General features: G+C 59.0%; 13 protein-coding genes. 4 read left to right on the forward strand and 9 right to left on the reverse strand.

The genetic code is table 11. The features are described from left to right. Nucleotides 1-42 precede the first annotated feature (42 nt). Both TBK1r_RS11020 and TBK1r_RS11025 read right to left on the reverse strand, forming a co-directional pair. Entirely contained in the window at nt 43-1,296 is a 1,254-nt protein-coding gene (locus TBK1r_RS11020; RefSeq protein ID WP_145210099.1) for an NAD(P)/FAD-dependent oxidoreductase, read from the reverse strand. Then, the gene (locus TBK1r_RS11025; RefSeq protein ID WP_419581216.1) at nt 1,293-2,276 is read right to left on the reverse strand and encodes a proline racemase family protein; all 984 of its coding nucleotides are present in this window, start codon (nt 2,274-2,276) and stop codon (nt 1,293-1,295) included. The genes TBK1r_RS11020 and TBK1r_RS11025 overlap by 4 nt, the downstream gene beginning before the upstream one ends. A gap of 127 nt (nt 2,277-2,403) precedes the next feature. On the opposite strand from TBK1r_RS11025, the gene TBK1r_RS11030 reads away from it, so the two are divergent. Then, nucleotides 2,404-3,165: an AraC family transcriptional regulator gene (locus TBK1r_RS11030; RefSeq protein WP_419581217.1), complete on the forward strand. Its 762-nt coding sequence runs from the start codon at nt 2,404-2,406 to the stop codon at nt 3,163-3,165. Continuing rightward, complete coding sequence (locus TBK1r_RS11035) at nt 3,165-4,949, forward strand: DUF885 domain-containing protein (protein ID WP_145210102.1); 1,785 nt, start codon at nt 3,165-3,167, stop codon at nt 4,947-4,949. The genes TBK1r_RS11030 and TBK1r_RS11035 overlap by 1 nt, the downstream gene beginning before the upstream one ends. Nucleotides 4,950-4,988: 39 nt before the next feature. Here the strand turns inward: TBK1r_RS11035 and TBK1r_RS11040 are convergent, their stop codons facing one another. The 5 genes from TBK1r_RS11040 to TBK1r_RS11060 all read right to left on the reverse strand — a co-directional run bounded on the left by TBK1r_RS11040 (nt 4,989) and on the right by TBK1r_RS11060 (nt 12,982). Further along, the gene (locus TBK1r_RS11040) at nt 4,989-5,936 is read right to left on the reverse strand and encodes a DMT family transporter (RefSeq protein WP_145210105.1); all 948 of its coding nucleotides are present in this window, start codon (nt 5,934-5,936) and stop codon (nt 4,989-4,991) included. A gap of 143 nt (nt 5,937-6,079) precedes the next feature. Beyond that, on the reverse strand, nt 6,080-7,402 hold the full coding sequence (locus TBK1r_RS11045; protein WP_372895566.1) for a DUF1501 domain-containing protein: 1,323 nt from the start codon (nt 7,400-7,402) through the stop codon (nt 6,080-6,082). A gap of 65 nt (nt 7,403-7,467) precedes the next feature. Beyond that, nucleotides 7,468-9,891 carry a PSD1 and planctomycete cytochrome C domain-containing protein gene (locus TBK1r_RS11050; RefSeq protein ID WP_145210108.1) on the reverse strand — a complete coding sequence of 808 codons (2,424 nt, stop codon included), beginning with the start codon at nt 9,889-9,891 and terminating at the stop codon, nt 7,468-7,470. A gap of 79 nt (nt 9,892-9,970) precedes the next feature. Beyond that, on the reverse strand, nt 9,971-11,479 hold the full coding sequence (hemG, locus tag TBK1r_RS11055) for a protoporphyrinogen oxidase (protein WP_145210111.1): 1,509 nt from the start codon (nt 11,477-11,479) through the stop codon (nt 9,971-9,973). Nucleotides 11,480-11,629: 150 nt separating this feature from the next. After that, nucleotides 11,630-12,982: a hypothetical protein gene (locus TBK1r_RS11060; RefSeq protein WP_419581218.1), complete on the reverse strand. Its 1,353-nt coding sequence runs from the start codon at nt 12,980-12,982 to the stop codon at nt 11,630-11,632. Nucleotides 12,983-13,143: 161 nt separating this feature from the next. On the opposite strand from TBK1r_RS11060, the gene TBK1r_RS11065 reads away from it, so the two are divergent. Together TBK1r_RS11065 and TBK1r_RS11070 are read left to right on the forward strand one after the other, a co-directional pair. Next, on the forward strand, nt 13,144-14,103 hold the full coding sequence (locus TBK1r_RS11065; protein WP_419581219.1) for a ferredoxin--NADP reductase: 960 nt from the start codon (nt 13,144-13,146) through the stop codon (nt 14,101-14,103). A 96-nt stretch (nt 14,104-14,199) separates the two neighbouring features. Then, nucleotides 14,200-15,513 carry a glucose-1-phosphate adenylyltransferase gene (locus tag TBK1r_RS11070; protein ID WP_419581220.1) on the forward strand — a complete coding sequence of 438 codons (1,314 nt, stop codon included), beginning with the start codon at nt 14,200-14,202 and terminating at the stop codon, nt 15,511-15,513. Nucleotides 15,514-15,581: 68 nt separating this feature from the next. Here the strand turns inward: TBK1r_RS11070 and TBK1r_RS11075 are convergent, their stop codons facing one another. Both TBK1r_RS11075 and TBK1r_RS11080 read right to left on the reverse strand, forming a co-directional pair. Beyond that, a complete protein-coding gene (locus TBK1r_RS11075) occupies nt 15,582-17,024 on the reverse strand; it encodes an NADH-quinone oxidoreductase subunit N (RefSeq protein WP_419581221.1) in 1,443 nt (480 codons plus the stop codon). 31 nt (nt 17,025-17,055) lie between these two features. Continuing rightward, complete coding sequence (locus TBK1r_RS11080; protein ID WP_145210120.1) at nt 17,056-18,570, reverse strand: complex I subunit 4 family protein; 1,515 nt, start codon at nt 18,568-18,570, stop codon at nt 17,056-17,058. Nucleotides 18,571-18,580 lie beyond the last annotated feature (10 nt).

Consider the following 18,580-nt stretch of genomic DNA (forward strand, 5'->3'; position numbering starts at 1 on the left):
CAAAAATGGAATTGAATCGGCCGTCTCAGCGGTCGGTTGATATTAGAAACGCTCCAGGCGATAGGGCGTCGGGTCAAGGTGCGGCTCGTTTCCGAGCACCAATTCGGCGGCCAACTGTCCCGTCGCGGGCCCGGACGCCATGCCGATCATACCGTTACCGGCGGCAACAAACGCGTTGGCCGCACGGGGCGAACGACCGATGCACGGCAATCCGTCGGGCATCATCGGTCGCCAGCCTGACCAAGGCGTCTCGGTTGCCCGCGGCAATTCAACCCGCAGGTGTTCTCTCGCCGAGCGTTTGAGCAACTCGATCCGGGACGGCGGAATCGAACGATCAAATCCGGTCAACTGCATTGTCGAACCGATCCGAAAGGAATCTCCCAGCGGGGTGACGGCGACGTGATCATCCTCGAAGATCAATGGCGTTTTGGGCATGCCGGTCGCGTCGTCAAAGGTCACCGAGTAGCCTTTGCCGGGAATCACGGGGATTCGACAACCGAGCGAGCGTCCCCACTTCGACGCTTCGGCGCCGGTCGCCAACACAAAGGCATCGGCCGACAACCGGTCTCCTTGCGTTGTCTGAACCGACGTCAACGCCGCGCCGTCGACGTGCAACGATTCGATTTCCGTCTGCTCGCGAAACACACCGCCGGATGCTTCAATCTCGTCGCGCAACTGATCCAACAAGGCACTCGGGCAAAGATGCGCGTCGTCGGGGAAATGCCAACCACCGGCCAGCGAATCACGCAGTGTCGGTTCCAGCTGCAAAATGGCGTCTCCGTCATAACGATCCAGACGCAATCCGAAATCGCGTCGCAACTGGGACGCCGATTCCTCGTAGGCTTCGAAATCACGGACCGATCGATACACCAACAACAAGCCGCGTTCTTGCCATTGCAATCGCGCTGCGTGGCGAGACGCGAACGATTGGTATTGCGCCCGGGACGATTTCAACAGCGCATGACGGGCGTTGGACGCGCTGCGAAAATCAGCGGCGTTGCAATGCTTGGCGAACCGTAGCAACCACCGCCACAGCGACGGATCCCAGCGCGGCGTGATCGACAACGCCCCACCGAACTTCGCCATCATCCGCAAACCATTCGTGACCGCACCGGGGGCACACAGCGGATGGACATGCCCGGGACAGATGTATCCGCAATTGCCCGACGACGCCCCGCTGCCGATCCGATCCCGTTCCAGCACCGTCACGGCGCAGCCCGCGCGTGCCAGATGCCAGGCCGTCCAGCATCCGATGACGCCTCCGCCGATAATGATCACGTCCGATCGAGCACTCATCGGCCTGGCCCCCCGATGCCCAGACGCAAGGCGTCCTCGGGATCAAAGATCTGACGTGTTTCCGCGATCACGTGAGCCCGCCCTCGAATGGTCACATGGACGCCGTCCGATTCGTTTTCATACGACGCGACGAACCGGCTTCCGGTGATCGACTCCTGAATCCATTCCACACCGGGCTGCAACAATCCGCGTGCCGCCAGACAAGCCAGTTTTGCAGACGTCCCCGTGCCACAGGGCGAACGATCGTAGTGCCCACCGGGGCACAAGACAAAGTTTCGACAACCGACGTCGTCCGCCGCTTGCGGGCCCTCGGCCGCGGTGGAAAGCGGGCAATAGAGTTCAACATGATCAATCACCGCGCCGTCTTCGCCGCGGACGCCGTGTTGGTCCAATGCGTCGCGAATCCGCTGACTGCGGTCCATCAACTCCGAGAGCGTCGCCGAGTGGACCGCTTCGTCATGCGTCAGAAAAAACCAATTCCCACCGTAGGCGATATCCCCCACCACGCGGTCCCCGTCCCGACACGTCAACGCGACGTCCTGGCGGTAACAGCGACTGGGGACGCCGATGAAACGGACGCATCGATTCTGCTCCAGCGTGGCTTGGACCGATCCCGCGGGCGTGGCAAACCGATACGTTCCCGGGCCAATCAAATCACGATAGCGGAGTGCTTCAACGACGCCGATCAATCCGTGCCCGCACATCCCCAGGTATCCGACGTTGTTAAAAAACACGATGCATCCGGGGCAAGCGGCATCCTCTCCCGGCGGCGTCACGACGGCGCCAACGGCGTACTCGGTTCCACGCGGCTCGCTGGTCAACGTTTTTCGGATCCAATCGAACGGTCCACGCAGTTGCTCCAGTTGTTGCGCCGCCGATTGCCCTAACAGCCCGATGTCGGCGGCGAACAGCACTCTGGTGATCTCACCGCCTGTGTGGGTGTCTAGAACGGGAAAGGAATCGGGCATAGGCTGAATCATTGCAGGACCGACGTGGCGGCCACGGGGTGGCAAAAGCCATCGTCTTTCACAGGGCCGTTTGGGTGGCAACCACTATAGTACGTCGCCGGACCGCTAGATTGACATCACCAGTCTGCGAGAATGAAAATTGCGCACACCTGACCTAACACCGTTCAACGATGTCCGGCTGGAACTGGCCGGCCAGCTCGCCGATCCGTTCTTGAGCGAGGCACTTTTCGACCATTTGACAGACATCGTTTACTTCGTGAAAGACCGTCGGGGGCGATATGTGGTCGTCAACGAGACCCTGGTGCAACGCAGTGGTGCCAAGCAAAAAAGCGACTTGATCGGAAAAACGTCCGAAGAAATTTTTCGCGATCCGATCGGCAACCGCTTCTTCGCGCAAGACCTGTCCGTCATCAAAACGGAGCAACCGTTAGTCGACGAACTGGAACGCCACGCCTATCCGTCGGGCAACACGGGCTGGTGTCTGACCACCAAATTGGCGCTCAAGGGAACCGACGGAACCGTTGTCGGATTGGTCGGAATCTCACGCGACCTGCAGTCACCCGGCGAGGACGCGAGTGACCTGAACCGGCTGGCTCGAATCGTGGGGCACATCAAGCAGCATCTGGGCACACCGTTGCGGAACTCGGAACTGGCCGAGCGGGAGAACATGTCGACCTACCAGCTCGATCGACGATGCCGCCAGGTCTACGGAATCCCACCGTCCCAGCTGATCTTGCAGTTGCGAATGGGCGCCGCAGCGACCAAGCTACGTCAGACGGAAGACCCGATCGTTGCCATCGCGCTGGCCGTCGGCTATTCCGACCAAAGCGCCTTCACCCGACAGTTCCGCCGCACCTTCGGTGTCTCGCCCGGCAAGTTTCGCGTCCAACAAGCAAACTGATGAAGTACTTAGTCATCGCCTTCACCGCCACGCTGCTGCTGGCATTTGATGTCCCATCCCACGACACACATGCCGACGACGCGGTTTCGCGTCCGTCAAATGAGACGCTTCGCGCGTTGATGGACCAGGTCTGGGAATTCGAACTCGACGAATACCCGCTGCTGGCCACCGATGTCGGTGACCCGCGCGGACAAGACCGACTGGCCAGCAACACCCCCGCCGACCTCCAACGCCGTCAGCTGGCCCGCGCCGGATTCCTCAAGTCCCTCGACGCCATCGATCTGTCGTCGCTCGACGCGGAAGACCAAGTCGACGTGGACTTGTTGCGTCGCAAGTTGGAAACCGAACAAACGGATTACCGGCTGGGTCTGCACTTGATGCCGATCAACAATCGCGAAGGTTTCCACATCGGCTTGCCCGAGTTGCCGCGACAAATGAATCCCGATTCGCGCCAGGACATGGAAAACTACATCGCGCGGCTCAATCAGTTTCCACGCTACGTTGCCGAACAAATCGCGCTGTTGCGTCAAGGCATCGATGCCGGTTTGACTCAACCGGCCATCATCATGCGAGACAGCGTCCGGCAGGCCCAGGCTCACGTGGTGGACGACCCCGAAGAGTCGCTGTTCCTGACCAACCTGGCCGAGGAATCGATCGCCAAGCTATCCGAGAAAGATTGGAACGAGCTGCGTCCCAAAGTTCTCGATGCGATCCGGCATAGTGTCATTCCCGCCTACCGTGACTTCGCCGAGTTCCTGAAAACGACCTACGTTCCGGCATGCCGAGGAAGCATCGCGGCTCGATCGCTGCCCGGCGGCCAAGCGTTGTACCAGGCACAAATCCGCAAGTTCACGACGCTGGAGATGACACCCGACGAGTTGCATCAGACCGGGATTCGTGAAAATGCCCGAATCCGATCGCAGATGGAAGCGATCAAAGACCGGGTCAAGTTTGACGGTGACCTGCAAGCGTTCTTAAAACACCTCCGCACCGATCCCAAGTTCTATCCCAAGACCAAGGAAGAACTGCTCAAGGAAGTCGCTTACATCTTGAAGCAAGCCGACGGGCGGCTTCCCAATCTGTTCGGCAAACTTCCCCGCACACCGTACGGGATTCGCGAAGTCCCCGACTATGTCGCGCCGCAAACCACGTCGGCGTATTATTGGCCGCCCGCGACCGACGGCACCCGTGGCGGGTTTTACTACGTCAACACGTACAACCTGTCGGCCCGCCCGCTTTATCAACTCGAGGCCCTCTCGTTTCACGAAGCGGTGCCCGGTCACCATTTACAATTGGCCCTTCAAGCGGAATTGGAGGGACTGCATCCGATCCGCAAGCAGAGCAATTTCACCGCGTTCATCGAAGGCTGGGCGCTGTACAGCGAAAAGCTGGGCAGTGAACTCGGATTCTATAAAGATCCCTACCAGGAGTTCGGCCGGCTGAGCATGGAAGCCTGGCGGGCGAGTCGATTGGTCGTCGATACCGGCATCCATGCTAAAGGCTGGACGCGGCAACAGGCGATCACGTACATGCAAGAGAATACGGCGTTGTCGGAGCACAACATCGTTGCCGAAGTCGATCGCTACATCGGCTGGCCGGGACAAGCGTTGGGATACAAGGTCGGCGAGCTGTTCATCACGGAACTACGAGAACGTGCTGAAACGCAGCTCGGCGATGCGTTTGACGTCCGGAAGTTTCACGACGCCGTGCTGAGCTCCGGTTCGATCCCCTTGCCGGTGCTGGAACGCAAGATCGAGCGGTTTATCGAGCAGGGTGCTCAATAACGCAGGGTGCTCAGTAACGCAGGGTGCTCAGTAACATCGTCACCTCTGGGTCACCAAACCGACCCCCACGATCGCAACGCCCATGCCGATGAAGTGCCCCATTGAGGACGGTTCGTGCAAGACACCGATCGCCAAGCACATCGTCAGGACCGGCCCTGCGCTGCCGATGACCGCCGTTCGCGTCGCACCGATTCGCATGATCGCCTCATTGATCATGAAACTGGGGATCAGCGTGCAGACGATTGCCAACACAAATCCATATCCCAAAACGACCGGCCGGGCGGATGTCAGTTGCGCGACGTCGCCTTCGGCCAAAAAATGGATTGCGACGAATACCGTCGATCCGATCATCGCAAGACTGGTGAATTGCCGACTCCCCATCGATTGCATGATGGGTTTAGCCAACAGAATATAGATCGCGTAACTGATCGCGGATCCGCTGACCAAAATCACGCCCCACGTGACGTGCGTGCCGTCGCTGAGCAATCGCTCCTGACTGTACATCATCGCGATACCGCCGTAACACAACAGAATCGACAGGATAATCCGTCGGTTCAGCACTTCGCCCAGAAACATCCAGGCCAGAATCGCGACGATTGCGGGATACACGAACAAGGTCAACCGTTCTAACTGGGCGGTGATGTATTGCAGCCCGCTCAGATCCAGATAGGAAGCAAGGTAGTAGCCGAGGAAGCCTAAGACGATCGCTCGTAAGAAAAGCTGGGGGCGGATCGGTTTGGCGCCGGATGACCTGCGAACCTGCCAGAACACGGCGAGATAAAACGGTAGCGCGAATGCGAGACGGAGCATCAGCAACATTGTCGGCTCCGCCCCCTCGGCGTACGCCAACTTGATAAAGATCGATTTCAACGCGAACAAAAACGTGCCGATGATCGCCAGTAGAATCCCCGTCGTAAATTGGCTCGGCCGGTCGACTGGAGAATCACTTTCGGATCCAACTGGATCGTCGTCATCAGAGGCGTTCAAGGCACAATTCGCATGGCGGGGGTGTTGAGCAAACAAGGTGGGACATCCATGGTCCGCTGGGATCGACAAGCCAGCGACGCCAAAGGTTCACCTCAACACCCGCGAATCGAAACCCGCACCGCTGGCCATCCACCCCACCTCAATCACGCGATCAGGTCCTTCACGATCCGACCGTGGACATCGGTCAAACGGAAATCACGGCCGGCATGACGGAAGGTCAGCTTTTCGTGGTTGATGCCCAACTGGTGCAACATCGTGGCGTGCAAATCGTGGACTTCGACGGGATCTTCGACCGTGTATTTTCCGATCTCGTCGGTCGCACCATGAACGTGACCGCCCTTGAACCCGCCGCCGGCCAGCCACACGCTAAAACAATCGCGATGGTGTCCGCGCCCATTTTTTCCTTCTTTCGTCGGAGTCCGCCCGAACTCGGTCGCCCACAACACGATCGTGTCCTTCAACATGCCCCGCTGACGCAGATCCGTAATCAACGCCGCGGTGGGCTGGTCGACGTTGCGGGCCAAATCCGCATGCTCCTTCATCTCGCCGTGTGAATCCCAATTGGGCCGCGATCCGGTGTCGATCAATTCGATGAAGCGAACACCGCGTTCGGCCAGACGACGGGCGACCAAACACTGCCACGCAAAATCCGCCCCCGGACCTTTGACTTTGCGGTCCAGTCCGTACAGCCGTCGAACGTGTTCCGGTTCCTGCTGGACATCGAACGCCTCGGGTGCCGCTTGCTGCATTTGAAACGCCGTCTCGAACGACTTGATTCGGGCCGCCAACGCGCTATCGTGTGGACGCTGACGGGCATGGCGCTCGTTGAATTGATCCACCAGGTCGAATTCCAAATCTTGCAACTGTCCCGTCTTACCGGGCGGGTTCAGGTTCGCGATCGGATTCTTCCCCGGCAACACGCGCGTGCCCTGATGGAACGCCGGAAGAAAATCACTCGCGTAAACCTGTGTACCGCCATAGGGTAAATGGGGCGCGATCACGATGAAACTGGGTAGGTTCTGATTGACCGTCCCCAGTCCGTAGCTGATCCATGACCCCATGCTCGGCCGGGCAAAGGTCGGCGATCCGGTGTGCATCCCCAGCGTGGCTTCGGAGTGATCAAAGTGCGACGCTTTCATTGACCGGATCAGACAGATTTCGTCCATCACGTCACGAACATGCGGAAAGATATCGCTGACCAGCGTGCCACATTTCTGATTCGGCTTGGCACCGAACAGATTGCCCATCAATCGATCTTTTCCGCTGCCGTCACGACCACCGCTGGTCGGTTTGGGATCGAACGTGTCGATGTGCGAAACGCCGCCGGTGGCATAAATGAAGATCACGTTCTTTGCGGTCGGGCGATGGTGCGTCGCCTTGGGACCGAGCGGATCGGACTGCTCGGCCAACAACTGCGACACGATTCCCGGCATCATCAACGAACCGCCGACCATCGATCGAATCATCGTTCGCCGATTCAGATTTGAATTCAACATCACTGGGGACCCGAGGCAAAGGAAGGTGTGAGACGTTAATCCAGGTACAAGAATTCGTTCAACCGGAACAAGCTGCGGACCAGACTGGCCCACACCTGGCGTTCTTGATCGTCGCCGTCACCGATGCGACCGGCGACCTTTTCCAAATGCGCCTGCAACAGCTGCGTTTCGTCGCTTGTCGGGGGACGAGACAAGACGGTGCGGAAGGCAAATTCGACTCGCGATTTCGTGTCGCCCGGCTGTTTCAGCACCCTGTCGGCAAACCGTGTCGATTGATCGTGCAAAAACTGGTCGTTGGCGAAATACAACGCCTGCAGCGCGGTGATCGACTGGTCACGCCGACTGGTACAGGCATTCGGATCGGGGCCGTCGAAGGTCTGAAAGTACGACCCGGCCGTCAAACGTTTGGTCATCAAATAGACGCTGCGTTTGTTGCTGGGGTAGTCGTCGTTGAAGGGGTGGTGTTGGGTGTATTTCCATTGATCGCGAGGCGGAAACGGGTAGGGCTCGGTTTGCGGCGTCAAATCGAGTGTCCCGGCGATCATCAGCACGGTATCACGAATCGATTCGGCGTCCAAACGCTGTCGATTGAACCGCCAGTGCAGTTGATTGTTGGGATCGTGCGCCAAGTTCTCCGGCACACTGGCACTGGACAGTGCGTAGGTGCGAGACGTCATGATGCGTCGCTGCAGATGCTTGAGCGACCAACCGTTGTTGATGAAATCGGTGGCCAGCCAATCGAGCAACTGGGGATGCGTCGGTGATTCACCACGCAGTCCGAAATCGCTGGTGCTGGGGACAATCCCCGTGCCGAAGTGTCGCTGCCAAACTCGATTGACGATCACACGTGCGGTCAACGGATTCTCCGGATGGGTGATCCACTGTGCCAACTGTTTGCGGCCGCTGGTGGATTGGGCCAGATCGGATTCAAGCTTCCAACCGCCAAGGATTTCAGGAAACCCTCGCGGGACTTCGGCGCCCGGACGTGTGGGCTCTCCCTTGATTTGAATCCGCGCGTCCACCGCATCGGCATCCGCGACGGCGTAGGCACTGGGAATGTCCGGCAACTGTCGCAGGTGTTCGGCAAGCGCTTCGCCGGCCTTGCGAGCCTTGATCAGCATGCCGTCCAACTCGTCGCGCATTTTTCGCTGCTGTTCCAGCGTGCTTTCTTTTTCACGCCGGGCGTTGTCTTCTGCTTTCGCTTCGCAACGATCCAGATGTTTTTGCAGTTCGGCGACCAGCTTGTCCGTTTCGGGTTGAAACTTGCCAAGCCTTGTTTGCGTTTCGGCTTGGTCAAGCAAACTGACAAAGTCGCGTTGTGTTTGAAACAGTTCGATTCCGGGGAACGGATACCGCGTGCTGGCAAAGATTCCATACAACGCGTAGTAGTCGCGGGTACTGACGGGATCGAATTTGTGATCGTGGCAACGGGCACACGCCAGGGTCAGCCCCATCATCGTGCGACCGACGTTGTCAATCGTGTCTTCGATTGTCAAATGCCAAGGATAGCGTTCGACCAAGGATCCGAATCGCCGGGCCATCGCCAAGTAACCGGTCGCAATCGTTTGGCGGTTACGTTCGGCAAGCGACGAGGCGGGTAACAGATCGCCGGCGATCTGCTCGGCGATAAACCGATCGTACGGCAGGTCATCGTTCAGCGAATCGATGATGTAATTGCGATACAGATACGCTTGCGGAATCGGAAAATCGGAATTGTCTCCGGCGGTATCGGCGTAGCGCACCCAATCCATCCAGTGCCTTCCCCATCGCTGACCGTAAGTCGGCCGACTGAGCAACTCGTCGACAAGTTCTGCCATCGCATCGGCTGTGCCGATGGCAGCGACGCGGTCGGCGAACGCATCGACTTCCTCGATCGTCGGCGGCAATCCCGTCAGCCCATACGTCGCCCTGCGGACCAACACGATCGGCGCGGCGTCATCGACGACCGCCAACCCCGCCGCTTCACGCCGTGCTTGGATCAATCGATCCAGATCGCCGCGCGGCCAGCTGGGGTCGGCGACGGGCGGCGGTGAGATTGAACGGATCGGCTGGAACGCCCAGTGGTCACTCTCCAGCGGCGGTTCGTCGGACGGTTCCGTGGCGTCCGTCCAAGCTGCCCCCGATTGAATCCAACGTTCCAGTTGATTGATTTCTGCATCGGACAATCGATCACCTTCGGGAGGCATTCGATCGTCTTCGTCGCTCGACTTCACCCGCGCCAACAGTCCACTTTCCTCTGGCTTTCCGGGAACGATCGCTGCCGTCCCCGAATCCGCTTCGGCAAACGCGTCGCTGGATCGATCCAGTCGCAGCCCGCCGTTTTGCTCCTCCGGCCCATGGCAATCGATGCAGTGCCGCTGAAATAGAGGTTGGATCTGACCCGAAAAATCAACGCCTGGGTCGGCAAATGCCGGTATCACGCTCAGGCCGATCATACCGGCAAGGAAAAGACGAATCATGGATTCACAATCGTCCCAAGAGGCGAGGCGGGGGGGAGGGATGCGGAAGCTCCATTAGTTTAACGCAATCCCGCCGAACTCAACTGGCTCCGCTGATTTTTCTCGCCAATGCTTTCCCCGCCGAGATTACCGGAGCGATCCCGACTCCGCCGAGCGCGTTGCTGACCAGGTGCAGGTTCGGGATCTGGTCCATCGCCCGCCGAATCGTCTCGACACGTTTGAGATGGCCGACATGATACTGGGGCATCGCGTTGTTCCAACGCACGACGCGGGCCAGCGTTTCTGTTCCCGTCATGCCGATCAGTTCGGCAAGCTCACCGCGCACCATTTCGACGATCTCGTCGTCGGATTGCTCCAGCAGTTCCGGCTGCAGTGCGCCGCCGACAAACACTCGAATGATGGTATGATCGCTGGGGCAGCGGATCGGATACTTGTGACTGGCGAAGCTGACCGCCAGGATCTTTCGCTGTTCGATTTTGGGAACCACGAAACCGAACTGATTGGGCAGTCGCGTGATTTGGGACTTCGGCACGCACAGGACGACGATCGCCGTCGACGCCGACTCGATCGATGACAACGCCTCGGCGGCGGTTTCGCTGGCCGCCTGGATGGCTTCCCCAGTCACGGTGCGAAGCAGCCGCGCCGACACGGCCGCGGGCGTGGCCAAGACGACTTCGTCAAAGGATTCGGCGCCCCGCTCGGAACGAATTTCCCAGGTGCCCGCTTGAGAGTGGCTGGTTTGATCGGCGTTCCAGTGCAAGGCGTGGATCGGCGTTTCGGTCTGAATCGACTTTTCACCGATCGCCACCGCAAGCGTGTCGATCAGCTGCTTCATCCCGTTGGGAAAGCCACGGAATTTTTCGTACCTCGCCCCGGCGCTGTTCCGTTCGGTCCGGTCCTTGTCTTCGCGCCGCCGCGCGAGTGTCGCCTGAGCCAATGAGCCGTGCTTTTGGACCATCGCGACCATCGGAGCCATCGTCGCCTTCATGCTCAATTTTTCGATGTCGGCGGTGTAGATCCCGGCGACCAGCGGCCCGACCAGCCGATCGAGCACCTCGGCGCCCATGCGATGGCGGACGAATTCCGCGACGCTGATGTCGTCGGTCGCATCGTCCATGCTCAGCTGACTGTTGACGAACCGTTCGGCCAGAAAACGCAGCTTCCCCGGGACCGACAACAAGGGCGTGGTGACCATTTGCCAAAGCTTGGTCGCCCGCATCAGAACAAAGCCATCGGGGATCGGTACCAGCTTGCCGCGGTGCACGATCATCGCACCGGCTCGCGTGGTGTCGGGAACGATCAACTGATCTTCCACGCCCAGATCCCGACACAGTTCGATGGCGGCCGGCGGCTCGGTAGCAAACATGTCGGCGCCGTGATCGATCACAAAGCAGCCGTGCTGGTCCGTTTCGATCCGCTCGGTGTCGATCACTCCGCCAAGCCGCGACGACGACTCGTACAGCGTGACGGTCGCGGCCGGCGAGAAACGTTTTAAATAATACGCGGTGGCGAGTCCGGACAGGCCACCGCCGATCACCGCAATCCGTTGAGCAGTCGAGCGTGACCTCGGCTCCGACTTATCGTCCATCACCGTCCTGTTCCATCATCAGTTGCGAAGCACACGAGCGAAGTTGCGGTGTCATGGCGTGAGCCGATTGCGTGCTAGTAATCGGGTTCCCACGGTCAGCCGCGGCTTACGCCGACCGCTCGATAGCCGGCCAACCCCTTGATGACGCGTCTAGAATTCGTCCATCTCCATTTCCATGTCCATCTCCATTTCCATCTCCATGTCCATCTCCATCTCCATCTCCATGTCGTAGTCGCTGCCGTACTCGTTGTAGCCGCCACCATAGGGATTCATCCCGCGACGATTTCCGATCCCGAAGGATTGCATCTGGGCGACCAGGGGAGCGGCCATGGCGAACCAGCCATCCATCGCCGAGTGAAACTCACGTGCCGACTGGGCCGCCAGGGCAGGTTGCAGGATCGGGTCCAACATCATCGGCACCATTTGTGCGGGACCGCCGGCCAGCAGCGAACCGTCGGCGGTCCCCGCCAACGCGTCTTCCCACGTCTTCATCGCTTCGGCCCATTTTTCGGCCTCCGAATCGGCCGGCAACCACATGCCATCGACGGTGATGAAGTTCACCGTCTGCTTGTTCTCACCATTGGTGATTTCCACCGTCGCTTTGCCGTCCTTTTCTTCTTTGACTTCATACGAAGACGGCTCGATTCCCAACGTCTGCATCTGTTCGTTCATCGCGGCGATGTGCGGAGCCAGCCGCGTATCCAATCCAACCAGCCAAGTCCGCAAGGGCGTGGTGGCGAGTTCATCGAGTTTCAATTGGTCGGGATCCAGGCCGTCGCGGATCAGCCCGCCGATCGACAGCAGCACCGATTTCAGTGTGTCCCGCGCATCGGCATCGATCGCCTGTAGTCGCGGGTGAGAAAAGAACCAGCGTTGGCGGGTGACCACCAGATCACCGACCGAGTGAACCGAACCGAGGATCTGACGCATGCCTTGCATGTCCAGTTTGGCGACGCTGGCACGCAACAGGCGTTCCAGGTCGTTCTGATAATTCAGCGGCAGGGAGTCGAACGCGGCGAGCAGCCCGTGGCCGTTTTTATTTTGTTGGTCCAACCATTCGAGTTGGGCGAGCAGGCCACCGGAGGAATTGAGTCGCTGGTAGGGCGGCGGGGTCGGGGGGGCGGGCAGCGGAGTCGGCGCCGGTGCGGCGGCCTCTTTCGCGTCGGCCAAAATTTGTTGTCGCATCTCGGCCCGACGACGGTTCTGCTCTTCCCCCAACCGCCGAGCCTGGATGCGGCTGTCGGCGATCAGGTTATCGACGCTGACGGTGACCCGCCTTGGACCGGGCAATTCCAACACGACGTTGTTGCCCCACAGCCCGATGAATTCCGCCTCAACCGTGCTGGAGCCGTCCAAGCTGGTCCAGCGTTCGGCTGCCATCGCGGGGCTGGTGGAGCCGATCAAACCGCTGGTGAAGGTGAAAAGGGCTGCGATTCCGGGCCAAACGATCGCGCGTCGGAGCGCAACCTTGGCGTGGCGGCGAAAATCGATGCTGAGTGGCATTTTGAAAAGTCTCACGACTTTGAGGAGGCGAAACAAGAACGCGGGGCGGTGGGCGACGCAGGGCCCAAGAGTTCAGTATATTGCGAGAGCGGTTTGAATACTGCGGCATTTTTTCAGGGTTTGCGATTTTGCAGCCCTGCATCGTACCCCCGGAGAAACACGTGCCGGACTCGGGAAACTCATCAGAAATGGACTTCGACGCGCTGCGACAGCGGCATTACAACGCGACCATCGTCGATCGAATCGATTGCCACGAGAATCTGACTCGATTTCGAATCCGCCCCGACGATGGCGTCCCGTCTTTCCAAGCCGGTCAATACGTCACGCTCGGGCTCGGCAACTGGGAACCGCGTCTGGAAGGCACCCAGCAGGAAAACCTGCCGGAAAAAAAACTCACCCGTGTGGTCAAACGCGCCTATTCGATCTCCTGCCCGCTGCTCGACGCGGACCATCAGCTGGCACCGATTCATGCGGTCGACTACATGGAATTCTACGTCGTCTTGGTCCGGGAGGCGGACGGCCCCGGCAAAGCCCCACCGGCGCTGACGCCACGACTTTTCTGTCTGGGCAAGGGGGATCGGATCGCGATCGGAAAAAAAATCGTCGGCACGTACACGCTCGGTCAGATTCGACCCGACGCCACCGTCCTGATGCTGTCGACAGGAACCGGAGAGGCCCCACACAACGCCATGACCGCGACGTTGCTCGACGCCGGACACCACGGCCGCATCATCAATGCCTGCTGTGTCCGCTACCGACGCGACTTGGCGTACCACGCTCAACACCGTTTACTGATGGAGCAATTTCCGAATTATCGCTACCTGCCCTGCACCACTCGCGAAGACATTAACCTGGATCCCAGTTTGCCCGGTTATGTCGGCAAGCAATACATCCAAGAATTTTTCACCAGCGGTCAACTTGCCGCGGCCGCCGACGACCCGCTTTCGCCAACCAACACGCATGTCTTTTTGTGTGGCAACCCGGACATGATCGGTTATGTTCCGCCGGGAGCCCCCGCACCCAAAAAGCCGGGCATGTTGCCGTTGCTCGAAGCGGCGGGTTTTCGTCACGAAATCCACGGCCAAGGTCCCGGCAGGATTCATTTCGAAAAATATTGGTAGCCGCTGGAACCTTTCCCGCGTCCCTCGCGTGCGTTAGAACGGTGGAACAATGATCTGCAGTCGAACCCCATCCCCCTTTCCTATTCCCCAATCGTCATGACTTCTCACTCCGACTACCCGATGGACCTGTCAAAAAATACGATCGCACTGATTCTTGGCGGCGGTCGCGGAACGCGACTCTTTCCGCTGACCAAGATTCGTGCCAAGCCCGCGGTCCCGCTGGCGGGCAAGTACCGGCTGATCGACATCCCGATTTCCAACTGCATCAACAGCGGCCTGCGTCGCGTTTTCGTGTTGACCCAATTCCTCTCGGTCAGCCTGCACCGCCACCTCCGTCAAACCTATCGCTTCGATCAATTCACCGGCGGTTTCGTCGAACTGTTGGCCGCACAGCAAACCGTCGATGCCGGAACCGACTGGTACCAGGGAACCGCCGACGCCGTTCGCAAAAATCTGCGTTACATCGACCAACCCGAAATTGAACACATCCTGATTCTGTCCGGTGACCAACTGTATCGGATGGATTTTCGCGACATGATGAAGTCGCACATCGATTCCGGAGCCGATGCGACCATCGCCGGAATCCCGGTCGACCGCAAAGACGCCGCCGCACTGGGAATCATGCAACTCGACGACGACGGCCGTGTGACCGGGTTCGTCGAGAAACCCCAAACGGAAGAAGAACTGGGCAAGGTTCGTATGGATCCCGCTTGGATCGACGCCCGCGGAATCCCCAGCAAGGGACGTGATTGCCTGGCCAGCATGGGCCTGTATATCTTCAAGAAAGAGGTCATGGTGGACCTGCTGCACGGCAACGATCACTCGGACTTCGGCAAAGAAGTCTTTCCCGCGGCGATCGACAAACGCAAAGTCCAAGTGCACCTGTTTGACGGTTACTGGGAAGACATCGGAACGATCCGCGCGTTTTACGAAGCCAACCTTTCGCTGGCCAGCAAGTCGCCGCCGTTCCAACTCGGCAGCGTCGACGCCCCGATCTACAGCCGCCCGCGTTTTCTGCCGCCCACGGTCGTCGGCGACAACGTCACCATCCGTGGCAGCCTGATCGCCGACGGTTGCCACATCGGACACAACGTCACCATCGAACACAGTGTGATCGGCCTTCGCACCAAAATCGGGGACAACGTCACGATCAAAAACAGCGTCGTCATGGGCGCCGATTACATCGAAGACCCTGACACCTTGACCCCGGGCCAAATCCCGGTCGGGATCGGCGACAACAGCGTCATCAGCGGCGCGATCCTGGACAAGAACTCGCGCGTCGGAACCGACGTTACCATCACCAATGCCGAAAACGTCGATTCACTCGGCGAGGACGAACCCTTGCAAGTCCGCGACGGAATCTCGATCGTCATCAAGAACGGATCCGTTCTCAACGGAACCAAGTTCTAGACCGATTGCCACACGTCGACGATTTTTCCCCCACGATGCGGCTTGCCGTGCAAGCGAGCCGCGACGCATCAATGCGAACTGGCAATCCAGTTGTGTGTCTGTTCGTAAATCGTCTCGTAGAAAAACGGCACGATCCCCAACACCACCATCAGCACGGTGGAGACGCCCAGTGCCGTGACGATCGACACCGACGCACGAAGGGGCGGATCGTTCTCAAAGCCCGGCTCGATATACATCTGCCGAACGATCCGCAGATAGTAGTACAGCGAAATGGTGGAATTGACCGCGGCCACGGCGACCAACCAATGAAACCCCGCCTTGGATGCCACGCTGAACAAGAAGAACTTGCCGACGAACCCCGACAGCGGCGGGATCCCCGCCAAGCTGAACAGCCCCAGCATCAGCACCAACGCGATCCATGGATTCGTTCGCGATAGCCCGCGATAATCCTCGATTTCCTCGCGGCCGGTTTCATTCAAATAGAAAACCAGCACGCCAAACACGACCATGTTGGTGACCACGTAGACCAACATGTAATACACCATGCTCGGGGCGCCGTCGGGGGCCAGAAACCCCATGATCAGATAACCCGCCTGCGAAATCGCACTGAACGCCATGAAGCGTTTGACGTTGGTTTGCACCACGGCCACCAGGTTGCCCAAGGTCATCGTCACCGCCGCCAACACCGCAACCGCCATCGAAACGTCCAACAGAACATTCCCCAGCACGCGGTAGAACAACTGGAACATGAACGCCAATCCGGCCGCCTTGGACGCCACCGACAAGTACGCCGCCACCGGAAGCGGCGCACCGCGATACACATCGGCCGCCCACATGTGAAACGGCACGAGCGTCAGCTTGAATCCGACACCGACCACCACCATCGCAATCGCCAGCTTCGTTGCCGGACCAAAACTCAAGTTGTCGCCCATGGTGAACAGGTCTACCGAGCCGGAAAGCCCGTACAGTAGACCGAGTCCGAACAGCACCACGGCAGACAACGTCGCGCCCAAAATGATGTACTTCAACCCCGCTTCGCACGACAACGGGTCATTGCGACGCCAAGCGACCAGCGCGAACAGCGGAATCGTTGCCAGTTCCAGACAGACATACAGATTGATCAGATTGGTCGCCGAAATCAGGAACATCGATCCGACCAGATTGAATAAGACCACCGTGTAAAACTCGCCCCGATGAATCAGCTCACGGTCTTGCCCCGCCACGATCTTGAACCGACCGTTGAGCAGATCGGCCGACAGCAAGACCGTCAACAGACCCGCCAACAAGAACGAGACCTTGAACCATCCGGCCACGCCATCAAAGAGAAACTGGCCGTCGAGGAAATTGCCATCGCCTTGAATCATCAGATAAACGACGGAGGCCAGCGCGGTGCTCAGCCCCAACAAGCACACCGGCGTCTCCAGGACTCGATGCCGCGGCGGCAGAAACATTTCCATGCCGAGCACCGCGAACGCTGTGACGACGACAATGATTTCCGGTTGGATATACATGGGATCAATTGGAGTGGTGTCGCCGGAGGTCCTAAAAACGATTCGCGATCGGAAGGATCGCATGCTCGATCAGATCGATCAGCACGGGCGGGTACATGCCCACGATCGCTAACGTCGCGACCAGAATGCCGGTGCACAGTTTTTCGGGGATCGTCGCATCCTGCATCTGGCTGAACTCTGGCTTGGTCATCGGCCCTTGAAACACACGGCTCAGGCCGCGCAACACATAAACGGCGGTGACGACGATCGAGGACGTGGCGAGCAACGTGCAGATCCGCATCGTTGTCGCATCGACCCAGCGGTTGCCAAAAAAGCCGCCTAGAAAAACGGTCGACTCGGCGACGAAACCGGACAACCCCGGCAGCCCCAGCGACGCCAACCCGGCGATGTAAAAACTGGTCGCCAACCAGGGGATCCGTTTGGAAAGCCCTCCCATCTGCGTCAAATCACGCGTCTTGGAACGGCCATACACCATTCCGATCAGCCCAAAGAACAGCCCCGTCATGATTCCGTGACTAAACATCTGGATCACGGCGCCTTTAAATCCCATCAAGTTCAACGAACACAGGCCGAACAAGACGAAGCCGCAATGGCTGACCGACGAATAGGCCGTGAAATACTTTAAATCGGTTTGCCGGATCGCCGCATACGCCCCGTACACGATGTTGATCGTCGTCAGCACCAGAAAGAAAAGCGCCCACTGTTTCGCCCCCTCGGGCATCAGGTACACGGCGACTCTCAACACGCCGTAACCGCCTAATTTCATCAGTACCCCGGCATGCAACATCGACACTGCCGTCGGCGCCGATGCGTGACCGTCCGGCGACCAGGTGTGAAACGGGAACAGCGCGCCCAGCACTCCGAACCCGACAAACACGCACGGAAACACCCACTGCTGTAAGTCACGCGAATAATCGACCATCGCCAACTTGTTCAAGTCAAACGTCTGCGATCCGGCCGCGTGGTACAGCGCCAGCATCCCAACCAAGACCAACGCCGAGCCGACCATCAGCATCAACGTCAGCTTCATCGCAGAATACTCCTTCCGCCCCGTCCCCCACACGCCGATCAACAGATACATCGGCAACACGGCGACTTCGTAGAACAGGAAGAACAGGAACAGATCGACGCTGATGAACACGCCAAAAACGCCCGTGACCAACACCAACAGAAACGCGTAGAACTCACGCGAGCGTTCCTTGACCTCCCAACTGGCCAGCACGCCGGTGAAAATGATGATCGCCGTCAGCACGATCATTGCCATCGCGATCCCGTCCACGCCGACGTGGTACTCGATCCCCATGCTCTTGAACCAAGGAATCGATTGCTCAAATTCCATTTGCGAAATCGTCAACACCGATGCATCGCCGCCGCGCTGCTGCACCACCTGCATGTACGACACGCTCATCACCAACGACAGCGCAAGGACCACTCCTGTGCCAAACAGCGCAACCCAACGCCGCAGGTACCATTTGGAATCGGGGGTCGCAACAACGGCCAGCGCCGTCGCAAACGGAATCAAGATCAGCAGACTTAACCAACTCATCCGAGCCTTT

The sequence above is a fragment of the Stieleria magnilauensis genome (genome assembly GCA_007753675.1).
Lineage (GTDB): Bacteria > Planctomycetota > Planctomycetia > Pirellulales > Pirellulaceae > Stieleria > Stieleria magnilauensis.